At 68.1% G+C, this 15,138-nt stretch carries 13 protein-coding genes; 5 read left to right on the plus strand and 8 right to left on the minus strand.

The window, feature by feature from the left end; translation table 11 throughout:
* Window positions 1–24 precede the first annotated feature (24 nt).
* Window positions 25–240 (plus strand): hypothetical protein, encoded by a 216-nt coding sequence (locus G0Q01_RS04495; RefSeq protein ID WP_164190763.1) that lies wholly within the window; start codon window positions 25–27, stop codon window positions 238–240.
* 56 nt (window positions 241–296) lie between these two features.
* Window positions 297–1,490: a UbiH/UbiF family hydroxylase gene (locus G0Q01_RS04500; RefSeq protein WP_164190767.1), complete on the plus strand. Its 1,194-nt coding sequence runs from the start codon at window positions 297–299 to the stop codon at window positions 1,488–1,490.
* Window positions 1,491–1,512: 22 nt separating this feature from the next.
* Here the strand turns inward: G0Q01_RS04500 and G0Q01_RS04505 are convergent, their stop codons facing one another.
* Window positions 1,513–3,462 (minus strand): lytic transglycosylase domain-containing protein, encoded by a 1,950-nt coding sequence (locus G0Q01_RS04505; protein WP_164190771.1) that lies wholly within the window; start codon window positions 3,460–3,462, stop codon window positions 1,513–1,515.
* A 140-nt stretch (window positions 3,463–3,602) separates the two neighbouring features.
* On the opposite strand from G0Q01_RS04505, the gene dapA reads away from it, so the two are divergent.
* Window positions 3,603–4,478, plus strand: a complete 876-nt coding sequence (gene dapA / locus G0Q01_RS04510; protein WP_108968119.1) for a 4-hydroxy-tetrahydrodipicolinate synthase — start codon at window positions 3,603–3,605, stop codon at window positions 4,476–4,478.
* Between the two features lie 154 nt (window positions 4,479–4,632).
* Here the strand turns inward: dapA and G0Q01_RS04515 are convergent, their stop codons facing one another.
* The 5 genes from G0Q01_RS04515 to G0Q01_RS04535 all read right to left on the minus strand — a co-directional run bounded on the left by G0Q01_RS04515 (window position 4,633) and on the right by G0Q01_RS04535 (window position 9,801).
* Window positions 4,633–5,967, minus strand: a complete 1,335-nt coding sequence (locus G0Q01_RS04515) for a pitrilysin family protein (protein WP_164190776.1) — start codon at window positions 5,965–5,967, stop codon at window positions 4,633–4,635.
* The gene (locus G0Q01_RS04520; protein ID WP_164190779.1) at window positions 5,964–7,382 is read right to left on the minus strand and encodes a pitrilysin family protein; all 1,419 of its coding nucleotides are present in this window, start codon (window positions 7,380–7,382) and stop codon (window positions 5,964–5,966) included. The genes G0Q01_RS04515 and G0Q01_RS04520 overlap by 4 nt, the downstream gene beginning before the upstream one ends.
* A 103-nt stretch (window positions 7,383–7,485) precedes the next feature.
* A complete protein-coding gene (locus tag G0Q01_RS04525) occupies window positions 7,486–8,001 on the minus strand; it encodes a DUF3035 domain-containing protein (protein ID WP_164190783.1) in 516 nt (171 codons plus the stop codon).
* Window positions 8,002–8,056: 55 nt separating this feature from the next.
* The gene (gene lspA / locus G0Q01_RS04530) at window positions 8,057–8,548 is read right to left on the minus strand and encodes a signal peptidase II (RefSeq protein ID WP_108968125.1); all 492 of its coding nucleotides are present in this window, start codon (window positions 8,546–8,548) and stop codon (window positions 8,057–8,059) included.
* An 83-nt stretch (window positions 8,549–8,631) separates the two neighbouring features.
* On the minus strand, window positions 8,632–9,801 hold the full coding sequence (locus G0Q01_RS04535) for a serine hydrolase (protein ID WP_370457179.1): 1,170 nt from the start codon (window positions 9,799–9,801) through the stop codon (window positions 8,632–8,634).
* A gap of 357 nt (window positions 9,802–10,158) precedes the next feature.
* Between G0Q01_RS04535 and G0Q01_RS04540 the strand changes: the two genes are divergently transcribed.
* The gene (locus G0Q01_RS04540; RefSeq protein WP_370457182.1) at window positions 10,159–10,521 is read left to right on the plus strand and encodes a glucose dehydrogenase; all 363 of its coding nucleotides are present in this window, start codon (window positions 10,159–10,161) and stop codon (window positions 10,519–10,521) included.
* 58 nt (window positions 10,522–10,579) lie between these two features.
* A complete protein-coding gene (locus G0Q01_RS04545; protein ID WP_235939606.1) occupies window positions 10,580–12,601 on the plus strand; it encodes a pyrroloquinoline quinone-dependent dehydrogenase in 2,022 nt (673 codons plus the stop codon).
* Window positions 12,602–12,673: 72 nt separating this feature from the next.
* Here G0Q01_RS04545 and purH read toward each other — a convergent pair whose 3' ends face one another.
* Window positions 12,674–14,263 (minus strand): bifunctional phosphoribosylaminoimidazolecarboxamide formyltransferase/IMP cyclohydrolase, encoded by a 1,590-nt coding sequence (purH, locus tag G0Q01_RS04550; protein ID WP_164190793.1) that lies wholly within the window; start codon window positions 14,261–14,263, stop codon window positions 12,674–12,676.
* Between the two features lie 19 nt (window positions 14,264–14,282).
* A partial coding sequence (locus tag G0Q01_RS04555) for a heparinase II/III family protein (protein WP_203594897.1) occupies window positions 14,283–15,138 on the minus strand: 856 nt, incomplete at its 5' end.

Genomic DNA, 15,138 nt, shown 5'->3' on the forward strand with positions numbered 1-15,138 from the left:
CCCAGCTTCAGACAGGAGAGTCCCATGACCGCAGCCGACTTCACCACCGTTCAGGACACCCACGCCCCCGCCAAGCGCGGACTTCGCGGCGAGGCCGTCTTCTTCCTCGTGGCCGCGCTGCTGCTGGTGATCGCCGTGGTCAACACCCTGGCCTTCGGCCTCGTGGGCCTTGCCATGACCGCGCTGGCGCTGGTGCCGGTGTGCTACTTCATGCTGCTCTGGATCACCGTCGGCAAGTAAGCCGCATGGTCATGGCCGCCCGCCTGCCCTAGATAAGGGCGCAAAGGAGAGCGGTCATGGATTACGACATTCTCATCTCGGGCGGCGGGATCGCCGGGCTCACCGCGGCCGCCGCCTTCGGCAACGCCGGCTTCTCCGTGCTCTGCGTCGATCCGGCGCCGCCGGTGACAGAGCGCGAGGCGCAGGGCGCCGACCTGCGCAGCACCGCCTTCCTGCAACCGGCGCAGGCGTTTCTCGCCGAGGCGGGCCTCTGGGAGCGCCTCGCCCCACACGCCATGCCGCTGCAGGTGATGCGCATCGTCGACGCCGGCGGCGAGCTGCCCGAGCCCCGCATCGTCAAGGATTTCGACAGCGCCGAGATCTCCGAGCTGCCGTTTGGCTGGAACCTTCCCAACTGGCTGCTGCGGCGCGAGCTGTCGGCCCACCTGCACGGGATGGAGCGCGTCACCTTCCTGCCCGGCACCGCCACGACCGCACTCTTCACCCGCGAGGCCGAGGCCCGCGTCACGCTCAGCGATGGCCGGCGTATCCGCACCCGGCTGGTAATTGCCGCGGACGGACGCAATTCGCCGATGCGCGAGGCCGCGGGGATCGGCGTGAAGACCACCCGCTTCGGACAGAAGGCGCTTGCCTTCGCCACCACCCACCCGATCCCGCATGGCAATGTCTCGACGGAAATTCACCGAACCGGCGGGCCGTTCACGCTGGTTCCCCTGCCCGATTTCGAGGGCCAGCCCTCCTCGGCGGTCGTGTGGATGGAGGAAGGGCCAAAGGCCGAGGCGCTGATGGCCTTGGACGAGGCCGCCTTCGAGGCCGCCATGTCCGAACGGTCCTGCCACCATTTCGGCCCGCTGAAGCTGGCCTCGCGCCGCACCATCTGGCCGATCATCGCGCAGCACGCCGAGAGCCTGACCGGCCAGCGCCTCGCGCTTGTGGCCGAGGCGGCGCATGTGGTGCCCCCCATCGGCGCGCAGGGGCTGAACATGTCTCTGGCCGACATGAAGGTGCTGCACGATCTCGCGGTGGCGCGCCCCGAGGCGCTTGGCGAGGCGTCGATGCTCGACGCCTACGCCCGCAAGCGGATGCCCGACATCCGTGCCCGCGTCGCCGGGATCACCGCGCTGAACCGCGCCTCGATGCTGTCGACCCCGCTGCTGCGCGACGCGCGCGCCACGGCGCTGGATGCGCTCTACGGCGTCAAATCCGTGCGCAAGACGCTGATGCAGATGGGCCTCGGCGCGAAGGGGTGAGGCCACGTCACGCCGGGCGCTTCTACTGCCCCACCCGCAGCGTATGGCCGGTCAGCTCCTCGCTGAACGGCACTGGGTGCGGCTCGAGTCCCAGCCGCGCGCGGTAGACCGGCAGGCTCTCGGTCACCCGCATCACGTAGTTGCGGGTCTCGGTGAAGGGGATCAGCTCGATCCAGTCGATCATGTCGATCTCACCCTTCAGCGGGTTGCCGAAGATCTTCATCCAGCTCACCGGGCGCGACGGCCCGGCGTTGTAGCCCGCCGCCATCATCACCGGGTTGCCGTCGAACTGCTGCGACAGGCTCTGCAGGTAGCGCGCGCCGAGCTTGGCGTTGTAGCCCGGGTTGTCCAGCAGGCCCTCGAAACTGTAGGGCACGCCGAGCCAGCCCGCGACCTCCTTGGCGGTGCCGGGCATCAGCTGCATCAACCCGCGCGCGCCTGCGCCCGAGACCACGCGCGGATCGAACTCGGACTCGCGCCGCGCGATCGACAGCACCATCTCACGCGGGACCGGGAAATCCACCTTCAGCAGGTCCGGGTGCAGCGCGTAGTAGGGGCCGGCCAGCTCGAGCCCATATTGCGCCGCGCGCTTGCCGACCATGACCTCGACGTGCGGACGCTGCATCTGTGCCAGCATCTGTCCGAGCTGGCCGATCTGCTGCCGGTCGAGCCCTTCGGCGAGATGGGTCAGGAAGCGCTCGCCCAGCGACGTCTCGCCCGACGCCAGCAGCAGGATCGCGGCGCTGTAGACGCTGCTTTGGGTAAACGGCGCCGCGCGCCAGTCGGGGAAGCTCTCGGTTCCCGCCAGCTTCGGGTCGGACGCGATGCCGCCACGCTCCGCCGCCAATAGCCCGTAGAAGGAGGTCTGGTAGCGCGCGCCCTGCGCATAGGCCTGCTTCGCCCCCTCGGTGTCGCCCAGCTCTTCCAGCGCGCGGCCCATCCAGTAGCCCGCACGGCCCTTGGAGATTGGCGAGGTCACCGCCCCGTCGTGGTTGCGGAAGTGGCGCAGCGCGGTCTGCGGATCTTCGAGGAAGCGCAGCGCGATGAAGCCAGAGAGCCATTCCAGCGCGGCGTATTGGTCGCCCTCGGTCAGCCCGTGACGCGAGGCAATGGCATAGGCGGTTTCGGCATCGCCCCGGCGCATTTTTTGGTGCGCCAGGTCGTCGCGCCGCCCGGCCCAGGCCCAGGGCTCGCCAAGCGCCTCGGCACTGCTCGAGCGTTCGAGCAGCAGCGAGATGGCATCGTCGTCGCGGCCCTTGCGGAGACGCCAGAGGTAGCGCTCATAGGCCAGCCCCGGATCGTTCGCCAGCGCCGCGGGCACCGCTTCGATGCGGCTATCGACGCCCGGATCCAGCGCGCGCAGCGCCAGCCGCGCCTCCGCGAGCTTGCGCCAGCCGTCCGAGACCAGCGGCAGAAGCGCCCGCGCATTGTCCTCCCAGCCCTGCCAGAGCGCCATGTCGAGCCGCGCCTCGTGATGCGGTTTCAGCAGATCGGGCCAGTCGCGCAGGAACGTCGCGCGCTCTTCGGCGCTGAGCGGCAGGGTGCGCCAGGCCATGACGACGTCGGCCTCGGCGGCGCCGCGTTGCCCCTCGGCCAGATGCGCGCGCGCCAGCGCCAGCGCCCCGGCGCCGGTCTGCGGAAGGTAGCCCGAGAAGAACGCGCGGATGGTGCCGAGATCGGATTCCGAAATGGCGATCTCGGACTTCTCGCGCAGGTAGGGCATGCCCGGCCAGTCGGGGTTGCGCGTGATGAAATCCATCACCTGGGCGGCGTTGCCCCGGCTGGCGCGCAGGTAGTGCCAGAGCACCACGTCGAGCGCGGCCTGGCCGTCGCCCCGCGACTCGATAAGAGCGGAGGCCCAGTTGCCCGACCGCATGTCCGCCATGGCCTTGGCGAGCGGGCGCTCGTCGGGCAGGGCAGGCGTGGCAATCAGGGCAAGAAGCACGAAGAGAGCGGCGCGGAGGCGCGACATGAGCTTGCAATTTCCTTGACGAAAAGGAATAGACACGCCGCGGAGATTACCGCGTGGCAGGGGGTGATCCAATTCACATTCCCTCCAGCCCGGGGTCTCGCAGCTACGAAGCGAACACATAAACATTAAAGGAGCGTGTCATGTTCAAAGGTTCGATGCCAGCACTGGTCACGCCGTTCAAGGACGGCGTCGTGGATTTCGACGCGCTCAAGAAACTCGTGGACTGGCACGTGGCCGAGGGCAGCTCGGCACTGGTGCCCGTGGGGACGACCGGCGAGAGCCCAACCCTCAGCTACGAGGAACACGAGGCAGTCATCGACTGCGTGGTGAAAACCGCCGCGGGCCGGATCCCGGTGATCGCTGGCGCGGGGTCGAATTCGACCGCCGAGGCGATCCACTTCATGCAGTTCGCCGAAAAGGTCGGCGCGCAGGCAGCGCTGGTGGTCACCCCATATTACAACAAGCCGACCCAGGCCGGGCTGATCGCGCATTTCACCGCCGTGCATGACGCCGCGAACCTTCCGATCATCATCTACAACATTCCCGGCCGATCGGTGGTCGACATGTCCCCCGCCACCATGGGCGAGCTGGCCAAACTGCCGCGTATCGTCGGCGTCAAGGACGCCACCGGCGATCTGGCACGGGTCTGCGCACAGCGTATCACCTGCGGCACGGACTTCCTGCAGATCTCGGGAGAGGACGCCACCGCGCATGGCTTCAACGCCCAGGGCGGCATCGGCTGCATCTCGGTGACCGCGAACGTCGCCCCGGCGCTCTGCGCCCAGATGCAGGCGGCCACGCTCGCGGGCGACTATGCCAAGGCGCTGGAACTGCAGGACAAGCTGATGCCGCTTCACCAGGCGATCTTTGCCGAGCCGGGCGTCTGCGGCGCAAAATACGCCATGAGCCGTCTGGGCCTCTGCAACGAGGAAGTGCGCCTGCCGCTGCTGCCAGTGACCGAGCCGGTGCGCGCCCGCATCGACGCGGCATTGCGTCACGCCGGGCTGCTGGGCTGAAGTCCAGCGACGGATAGAGTGGAGGCACTGCCTCCGCTCCTCCGTTATGTATCCGCCCACAAGACGCCCCCGGGGGAAACCTGAATGAGAGAAGGCGGGTCCGATGTCGGACCCGCCTTTGTCTTGTGCCCAGGGCTTTTCCCGCGAAGGGGGCTCACTCGGGCTCGGTGCTCTCCACGCCCTCGGGCTCGCCGACAACGACAAAGCGCAGCGCGTCGGGCTTCAGCACGCGGGCGGCGACGCGTTTCACGTCCTCGAGGGTCACCGCCTCGATTTCGTCGTTGCGGGTGGCGATGTAATCGGGGGTGAGCCCGTCCATCTGCATGCCGACGAGGATATCGGCGATTGGCCCGTTGCCGTCGAAGCGCAGCGGGTAGGCACCGGTGAGATAGGTCTTGGCCTGGTCGAGCTCCGCCTCGGTGACGCCGTTCTCGGCAAGCTTGGCCCATTCGTCCTTGATGACGTCTATGGCCTCGCCGATGCGGTCATTGGCCGAGGCGACGTGGCCGAGGTAGAGCTCGGCATGGTCCATTGGCACGATGTAGGAATAGACGCCGTAGGTCAGGCCGCGCTTTTCGCGCACCTCGTTCATCAGCCGCGCCTCGAAGCCGCCACCGCCGAGAATGGTGTTCATCACATAAGCCGCGAAGAAGTCCGGATCGTCGCGCTTCAGCCCCTTCTGTCCGAAGAGGGCCACCGACTGCGGTGTCTCGAAGGGCACGACCGTGATCCCTGCCGTGGTCTGCACGTCAAAATCCTGGGGCAGAGGTGCACCGGTGTCGGGCAGGTCGGCCAGAAGATTGTCGATCAGCGCCGAGAGCTCCTCGGGCGAGATGTCGCCGGTCGCGGCGATATAGACCCGGTCCTTGGCCATGGCGCCTTTCCAGGCGTCGACGATGTCGTCACGGGTGAGCGCGCGGACGCTCTCGACCGTGCCCGAGGCATCGGTCGCATAGGGGTGGTCGCCGAAGACCTCGGCGTCGAATGTCGCGCTGGCGATGCTGTCGGGGTCCTTGGCATCGCTGCGGATCCCCGAGATCACTTGCGCCCGAACCCGCGTCAGCGCGGCTTCGGAAAAGCTCGGCTCGATCAGGCTTTGGCGCAGCAACTCGACTGCGTCGTCGCGGTTTTCGGTGAGAAAGCGCGCCGAGACCGAGACCGCGTCCTGGCTCGAATCGTAGCCGAAGCTCGCGGCGAGCGACTCCGACTCGGCGGCGAAACCCTGGGCATCATAGGCGCCGGCGCCCTCTTCCAGCAGCCCGACCATCAGGTTTGTCGCGCCGCGCTTGCCCGGCGCGTCCAGCGCCGCGCCGCCCTTGAAGCGGATCTCCAGCGCGGTGAAGGGGATCGAGGGTTCCTCGACCAGCCAGGCCTTGAAGCCCAGCGGAGTCTCGACCTGCTGGATGTCGATCTCGGCGGCGGCGGGCAGCGCCAGCCAGAGCGAGGCCGCCGCGGCGATCAGCGGGCCGGTCACGATGCGGAACGTCATTGGGTCACCTCTTCGGCATCAGTCTGCGGCAGCGACATGGCGGCGGGAGCGGCCTCCGGCGCGGCGTCGGCGGGGGTGGTCAGGTAGCCCGTGACCGAATGGCGCTTGTCGAAGACCTTGCGCGCGGCGGCGACGATCTGTTCGCTGGTCACGCCCTGCAGGATCTCGGGCCAGGCCTGCACGTCCTCGACCGTCAGGCCGGAGGTCAGCGCATTGCCGTAGCGCTGCGCCACGCTGGCCACGTCGTCGCGGTCGTAGATCTCGGAGGCGCGGGCCTGGAACTTGATCCGTTCGAGCTGCTCAGGATCGCAGCCGGTCTCGAGGAAGGCCGCCAGTTCGGCATCGAGCGCCGCCTCGGCCTCCTCCAGCGTCACGCCGGGCGCAGGCACGATGCCGAAGCCGAAGCTGCCATCATCATAGGAGGTGCCATCGTAGAAGGCCCCGACGTAGATCGCCTTGTGCTGTTCGAACTGCAGCTTCTGGTTCAGCACCGAGGTCTGCCCGCCGCCGAGGATCTCGGCAAGCAGGGTCAGCGCCGCGGCCTCTTCCTGGTTGCCGGGGTCGCGCTCGGGCGCAAGGTAGCGGCGCATCACATAGGGCTGCGCGACGCGCGGGTCCTCGAAGCGCAACCGGCGTTCGGCCATCTGCCGCGGCTCCTGAGGGCGGTCGCGCGGGGCACCGACCTCGGGGTTGGCCGGCAGCTTGCCGTACGTCTGCTCGGCCAGCGTGCGTACCTCATCGGGCGTGGTGTCCCCGGCGACGACAAGGATCGCGTTGTTGGGAGCGTAATTGCGGTGATAGAACGCCAGCGCATCGTCGAGATCGAGCTGCTCCATCTCCTCGCGCCAGCCGATCACCGGCACGCCGTAGCGGTGGTTGAGGTAGAGCGCCGCGCCCATCTGCTCGCGCAGCAGCGCGCCCGGGTCATTCTCGGTGCGCATGTTGCGCTCCTCGATGATCACGTCGCGCTCGGTGAGGATATCCTGCTCGTCGAGCTGCAGGTTGACCATGCGGTCGGCTTCCATCTCCATCATCAGCCCAAGCCGGTCGGCGGCAACGCGCTGGTGATAGGCGGTCTGGTCATAGGAGGTGAAGGCATTGTCGGTGCCGCCATTGCGGGCGACAATCTTGGAAAACTCGCCCGGCGCCAGCGTGTCGGTGCCCTTGAAGAGCAGGTGTTCGAGGAAATGCGCCACGCCCGAGCTGCCCGCGGTCTCGTCGGCGGAGCCCGCCTTGTACCAGACCATATGCACGACGACCGGCGCCCGGTGATCCTCGACCACGACCACGTCCATGCCGTTGTCGAGCGAGAAGGTGGTGACCGGCGTCTTCTCGGGGAGGATTCCGGCTGTCTCCGCCCGCAGCGGCATTGCCGACAGCACCATCACGGCCAGCGCCGCGCTCCATGACTTCATCTGCAAGCCCCCATTCCTCGGCTGAAACGACATCTGCCCCCAACCTACGGGGCGGGGGCAGTCATTCCAAGCTGGGCTTGCGGTTTCGTGATGTGCCGCGCGCTCAGTCGGCGGGGGGCGGCGCAGAGGGGGTGCGGGCGCCCGCCTTGCGGTAGGCGGTCAACGCAGCATTGGGGTCGAGTATCTGGTCGCGGTAGACCTTGTTATACTCGTTGTCCTTGAAGAGCTTCCAGTTGAACACCGAGCTGTCGCGGCGGAACTGGGCGTCCTCGACGGCGAGCCGCGTGCGGATGTCGCCATCGCGGCCGTAGCGCGAGGCGCGGTTCACCAGCGCGGCATCGCGGGATGGCACCTCTCCAACCGCCAGCTGCGCCGGGTTGCCGCCAAGCGCCGCGACGGCGTCCGCGAGCGGCGTCTGGTCGGTGCGGTTGGCGCTGCCGGGCGTTGGCGTCGGCAGCTCGGCAAAGCTCTGCGGCATCTCCAGCGGCTTGTTCGGCACGATGGCGAACTCCTCGGGGGTGCCGCGGTTGTTGCGCATTTGGTGCAGCGTGCGATCACTCGTCGTACAGGCGACGAGCCCGGTAAGTCCGAGCATCAGCACGAGATGCGGCAGCTTCATGGCCATTCTCCGGTTCTTGCCTTTCGCCCGGATCTATACGATCCAGCCTGCCCCGTCACGGGGCCTTTTTCCCGCGCTTGCCCGCCTCGGTCCCGCCGGAGAAGAGCACCAGCCCGATCGCCCCCGCGAAGATCGCGATATCGGCGACGTTGAAGGCAAAGGGGTTGTTCAGCCCACAGCAGGACATGTTGAGGAAATCCGCCACGGCGCCGTAGAGCAGCCGGTCGATCACGTTGCCGAGCGCGCCACCGATCAGCAGCCCGCCCGAGATCAAGCCCAGCCGCCCCGGCGGATCACGCCGCAGCCAGACCGAGACGAAGAGCACGATCCCCAGCGCCACGGCGATCAGCGTCCAGCGCGCAGCGGCGGCATCATCCGCGAAGAGGCCGAAGTTGACCCCGCGATTCCACGCCATACGGAAGTTGAGGAATGGCGGCAGCACGTCGATCGACAAGCGCTGCGCCAGCCCCATCACGTGCACCACGAGCCATTTCGAAAGCTGATCCACCACGAAGGTGATCGCCGCCGTCACCAGTACCAGCCGCATGAACTCTCCTTGCGCCGGGGCCGCGCCCCGGGTTTCCGCCCCGGTCTACAGGCTGCGCGCCGCGAGGAAAAGCCCTGCCTGGTTCAGGGGTGTGCGAGCGCCCGGCGCAACAATGCGCGGAAGGCGCCCGTCGCCGCCTGCTCGTCGATCACCCCCGGATCGTTCACCGTCAGCGCCGCGCACAGGGGTCTCTCCTCGGCGTCGCGCAGCGCCACGGTGAAATTCAGCACCCCGGGCTCCGAGCCGCCCTTGTAGGCGGCGGGACCCAGTCCGTAGGCGGGCCCGGGATTGAGCTGCAGCATCGGCAGGTCCGCCATGGGCAGCAGCAGCGCGCAGAGCTGCTCGAGCGGCAGGTACCACTCGATCCCCGGCACCGAATGCGCGGCGGCCCCGGCAGGATCGGGGGGCGTCGACGCGGTCTCGGCGGCAATGCCGGAGCGGTCCTCGGGCTCGGCGTCGAGCCAGGCCCGGGCCGCTGCGGGATCGCTCTTGAGGGCAAAGAACTCGCGGGTCGAGAGCATTGCCTCCGGCGCAATCGCCAGTTCCTCGGCCACGGTGTCGCGCCCGAGCAAGTCGAGAAGCAGGTCGGTGGCGGTGTTGTCGCTCTCGGCGATCATCAGCAGCGCGGCGGTGTGCAACGTCACCGGCGCCTCTTCGGGGAAATCCTGAAGTCGCCCCGAGGGCAGCGACCGATGCCCGTCGCCAAGCCGCAGCACACGATCCCAATCGGTCTTGCCCGCACGCACGTCGCGGGCCAGCACCGACAGGATCCCCAGCTTGAAGGCGGAGCCGACCGCCAGCGGATGCGATGCGCCGCCCGCCGCCAGAACCTCGCCCTCGCGGGTCACCAGCCAGGAGACCTCGGCCCCTAGCCCCTCCAGCCCTGCCACAGCCGCGCGCAGATCGGCGACCAGCGGCTCGGGCGCACCGAGGCGGAGCCCGGCGATCCGCCCCTCGGGATCAAGGGTGATCTTCACCGGCACCTGGTAGGTCGCGCTGCGCAGCGTGCCGCTGCCGTCGACAAGCTCGATCTGCTCGACCGGGCCGACCTGCGCCCTCAAGGTCTCGAGCAGGCCATCGAGCTGGGCTTTGGGGACGGCGCGGGCGAAATCCTCGGTGACTTCGACATCCCCGGTGCCGCCCGACAGCAGGGCTTTCAGAACCGCGCGTTCCGCCTCCTGGCCCGCCGCAACTCCGGGCAGGCAAAGAAAGGTCGCCGCCGCCGCGAGGGCAGCCCCCAAAAATACCTTCACGCCAATCACTCCCAAAAATAAGGCAGCGCTCCGCCGCCGCCGACCCCATCATTTCACGAATCGGCGCCGGGGTGAATTGCGCGGAATTGGTCACGATCACTCTCCGGTCACCCGCGCGACTTCGGGGACCACGTTAGGGTGAGACGCCACGGGCAACGCCAAGCCAAGTCCAGTTGGCTCTGCTCCCGCCGGTTGCCTGCGAATTTCCCGAGTCCACCCAAGAGAGATCTTTTTCGCGCCCGCGGCATCATGATGCTTGTCGACATTCCGGCGACTGAATATCTATTTCTTGTGGCAATTAATTTTCGCCGGTTCCTTTTTCAGAATTCTGATGAGTGAGCGCCAATTGTGACAAGCATTTCTTCTCCCTCTCAGAGATCCTCCGTCGGCTGGGGTGTAAAACTCCTTGGATGGGGCTGCGTTCTGCTGGGCCTCGTGCTTCTGGCTGGCGGTCTCTGGCTGATCTCCCTGGGCGGAAGCTGGTACTACGCGCTCGCGGGGCTCGGCCTTGTCCTCTCCGGGGCGCTGCTCAATCGCGGCAGCCTGAAGGCGCTGTGGCTTTACCTGCTCGTCTGGATCGGAACGCTTGGCTGGGCCTGGTGGGAGAGCGGCAGCGACTGGTGGGCGCAGCTGCCGCGGATGCTGTCCCCGACCGTGATCCTGCTTCTCATGCTGGCCTGCCTCCCGACCCTTGTCCGAAACAGGCGCCGCCCTTCCTGAAGACCCGATCAAGACCCACAGAGCCCCGGGCCAAAGCTCTTGTAGGAGGTACATGTCGATGATCCGTTTTCTCCAAACGCCCGGGCGCGGCTTGCTGGCCTCCTTTGCGGGCGCCGTGCTCAGCCTTGCCGCACCCTCCGTGCTTGCCCAGGACGGCGGCGCATCCGAGCCGCCGCCCGAACGGGCGATGCCGATACCCGTCGGCGCGGACTGGCCCTATTATGGCGGCGACGGCATGGCACAGCGCTTTTCGCCGCTGACCCAGATCACCCCCGCGAATGTCGGACAGCTCGAGCGCGCCTTCGTCTTCCACACCGGCGATCTGCCCCCCGGCGACGGCGCCGGCAGATACGCCGCCGAGACGACGCCGCTGAAGATCGGCGACAGTCTCGTCATGTGCACCGCGATGAACAGGATGATCTCGATCGACGCGGCAACCGGCGAGGAGCGCTGGCGCTTCGATCCCGAGGTCCCGCGCGAGGCGATCCCCTATGGGGCAACCTGCCGCGGTGTGGCCGCCTATACCGATCCGGACAGGCCCGAGGGCGAGGCCTGCAAGGTGCGGGTGATCGAGGCCACGCTCGATGCCCGCCTGATCGCGCTCGACGTCGAGACCGGGGAGCCCTGCACGGACTTCGGCAGCGGCGGACAGGTCGATCTCTGGGAGGGCATCGGCGAAAAGGTGCCGGGCTTCTACGCGGTCACCGCCGCGCCCACCATCGTCGGCGGCATCGTGGTCACCGGCGCACAGGTCAAGGACGGACAGGCCGAGGACGCCCCCTCGGGCGTGGTGCGCGGCTTCGACGCGGTGACCGGCGCGCTCGCCTGGGCCTGGGACTTGGCCGCACCCGAGGAGATGCGCGGCGGCCCGCCCGAGGGCAAGACCTACACCCGCGGTACGCCCAACATGTGGACCACCGCCACCGCCGACGAGCTGCGCGGCATCGTCTACCTTCCGCTCGGCAATTCCGCGGTGGACTACTACGGCTCCAACCGCTCGGAGGCAGAAAATGCCTACGCCACCTCTCTGGTCGCACTGGATGCCGCCACGGGCGAGGAGCTCTGGCATTTCCAGACCCTGCGGCACGACGTGTGGGACTACGACCTCGGCGCGCAGCCGACGCTGCTGGATTACAAGGGCGAACCGGCAATCCTGCTGTCCTCGAAACAGGGGGATCTCTACATCCTCAACCGCGAGACCGGTGCGCCGCTCACCCCGGTGGGCGAGCTCACCGACCTGCCGCAGGGCGAGATCGAGCCGGACTTCGTCGCCGACAGCCAGCCGGTGTCCCTCTGGGCGACCCTGCGCAAGCCGCCGCTGACCGAGAAGCGGATGTGGGGGATCACCCCCATCGACCAGCTCTATTGCCGCATCCGTTTCCGGCAGATGGTCTACGACGGCTACCTGACCCCGCCCTCGACCCGGAATTACATCCAGTACCCGGGCTATTACGGGGGCAACGACTGGGGCTCGGTGGCGGTGGACACGTCCCGCGGGCTGCTCATCGCCAACTACAACGACATTCCCAATCTCACCCGGCTGGTGCCTCGCGCTGAGGCCGACGCCGAGGGCATGCGGCCGATCGGCAGCCCTGAGCGCGCCGTAGGGCGCGGCCAGCCGCAAGTCGGCGCGCCCTACGGGGTGACGACCAACGCCGGGTGGCGATCAGGCCTCACCGAACTTCCCTGCACCCAGCCGCCCTATGGCGGGATCACCGCCATCGACCTCGCGACGGGTGAGCCGGTCTGGGACACGCCGCTTGGCACCGCCCGGCGCAATGGCCCCTTCGGCCTGCCGTCGCGGCTGCCGCTGAAGATCGGCACACCGAACAATGGTGGCGCGGTACTCACCGCCTCGGGGCTGATCTTCATCGGGGCGGCCGTCGACAATCTCTTCCGCGCCATCGACATCGAAACCGGCGAGAACCTCTGGACCGACGCGCTGCCCGCGGGCGGGCAGGCCAACCCGATCAGCTACGAGGTGGACGGCCGGCAATACGTGCTGATCGCCGCCACGGGCCATCACGCGATGGAAACCGGGGTCAGCGACGCGATCATCGCCTACCGGCTGCCCGACTGAGCGTACCCCGGGCATAAAAAGAGAGGCGGGCCACGGCCCGCCTCCCCTGTCAGCCCTGCGATGCGCGCTGGATCAGTGGCGGAAGTGGCGCATCCCGGTGAAGACCATCGCGAGCCCAGCCTCGTCGGCCGCCGCGATCACCTCGTCGTCGCGCATCGACCCGCCCGGCTGGATCACCGTGGTCGCGCCCGCGGCCGCCGCTTCCATCAGCCCGTCGGGGAAGGGGAAGAAGGCGTCCGAGGCGACCGCCGAGCCCTGCGTGAGCGGCGTGTCGAGGCCGAGGGCCTCGGCCATGCGCTCGGCCTTCTTGGCGGCGATCAGCGCCGAGTCGACGCGGCTCATCTGGCCCGCACCGACACCGACGGTGGCGCCGTTCTTGACGTAGACGATGGCGTTCGACTTGACGTGCTTGGCGACCTTCCAGGCAAAGAGCAGGTCCAGCAGTTCCTCGTCCGACGGCTGCTTCTTGGTCACCACCTTCAGATCGTCCAGCGTGATCGTGCCGTTGTCCTTGTCCTGCACGAGCATCCCGCCCGAGACTTGGCGGTAGGCGAGGCCCGGCTCGGAGGTGTCGGCAAGCCCGTCGGTGGTCAGCAGGCGCAGGTTCTTCTTCTTGGCGAAGATCTCCTTGGCGGCATCATCGGCGCCGGGCGCGATCACCACCTCGGTGAAAATCTCGGTGATCGCTTCGGCGGTCTCGGCGTCGAGCGGCATGTTCAGCGCGACGATGCCGCCGAAGGCCGAGGTACGGTCACAGTCAAACGCCTTCTGATATGCTTCCAGCAGGGTCGCGCCCTTGGCGACGCCGCAGGGGTTGGCGTGCTTGATGATCGCGCAGGCCGGCCCATCCGCGGGCAGGAACTCCGAAACCAGCTCGAAGGCGGCGTCGGTGTCGTTGATGTTGTTGTAGCTCAGTTCCTTGCCCTGATGCTGCACAGCGGTCGCCACGCCCGGGCGCTCCGAACCGTCGCGGTAGAAGGCAGCCTTCTGGTGCGGGTTCTCGCCGTAGCGCAGGGTCTGGGCGATCTCGCCCGAGAAAACCCGGCGGCGCGGGGCGTCGTCGTTCAGCGCGCCGGCCATCCAGGTCGAGACCGCGGCGTCATAGGCGCCGGTGCGGGCATAGGCGACCTGCGCGAGCTTCTGGCGGAAGGCATAGGTGGTGGCGCCGTCGTTGGCATCAAGCTCGGCCAGCAGCGCCTCGTAGTCGGCCACATCGGTCACCACGTTGACGAAGGCGTGGTTCTTCGCCGCCGCGCGAATCATCGCCGGGCCGCCGATGTCGATGTTCTCGATGCAGGTGTCATAGTCAGCGCCCTTGGCGACGGTTTCCTCGAACGGGTAGAGGTTGACCACCAGCAGGTCGATCCCGGTGATGCCGTGGGCCTTCATTGCCTCGACGTGCGCGGGGTTGTCGCGCAGCGCCAGCAGGCCGCCATGAACGCGCGGATGCAGCGTCTTGACGCGGCCGTCCATCATCTCGGGGAACTCGGTCACATCCGACACGTCGCGCACCTTGAGGCCCGCCTCGCGGATCGCCTTGGCGGATCCGCCGGTCGAGAGCAGCTCGACACCCCTTGCGCTCAGCGCCTTGGCCAGGTCGATGAGACCGGTCTTGTCCGAAACGGAAATGAGGGCGCGGGCGACGGGGGAGAGATCAGGCATGAGGAGGGTCCCAGATGGTTCAGAGCGTCACATCCGGCTCGTCCTGCCCAAGGTCTCGGATCGCGATGGCGGTGTCCTGCGCCTTGGCCAGCGACCAGCGGATGCGGGTCGCATACTCCATCACGCGGCCGGATAAAACGACCTGTTGCGCCCCGCGGGGCCGAAGCCGGCCATTTTCCAGGTAAACCGAGTCTTCCACCGCCATTTTCACCCCCGGTTCTGGGCGGAACACCCAGATCTCGCCCGAACGCAACCCCAGCGAGACCGCCGCGCCGGCCATGTCGAGCTCGGCATCGACGTCGGGATGCAGGTGAAAGCGAATCTCATAGCGGAACCCTTCAAGCCCGCCCCGGTCGAGCCGCTTGTCGAAGGTCTTTCGATCCTTGGCATCCAGCGCGAAGAGCATGTCCTCGCCTTCCAGGGTTCGCCCGTCGAGGCTCAGCTCGAGCTTGCGCGCATGGGTCAGCCCGTGGCTGCGCTTGTAGCCGTCATGGGCGGCCTCGAACCGCCAGCCCGCCGCGTCCTGCGCCAGTTCCACCGGCACCTCGCGCGGGCCCTCGACGATCAGCTCGCGTTCGATCCCGCCGATGCGCTTGCGCTCCCCGAGCCGGGCGCTCGACGTACCATCGAGGCAGAGCGTGGAATGCGACGGCGTGGCCCGCGCCGCGCGCCGCCACTCCTCGCCGAAGACCGAGCCGGCGCCGCAGCTGACGATCAGCGGGCGACGACCGGAGGTCAACTCGAAGGCCAGCGTCGAGGCATGTGCGCCCGCCGAGGCGCGCCCCTGCGGCGGCGGCGCGGCGTCGACGATCACCGTGCTGCGCCCGCCCGCCAGCCGCGCGCAGCCCATGGCAAGGCCCTCGACCGGGCGGCGG

Source organism: Salipiger sp. PrR007 (assembly GCF_010499845.1).
Taxonomy (GTDB): domain Bacteria; phylum Pseudomonadota; class Alphaproteobacteria; order Rhodobacterales; family Rhodobacteraceae; genus Salipiger; species Salipiger pacificus_A.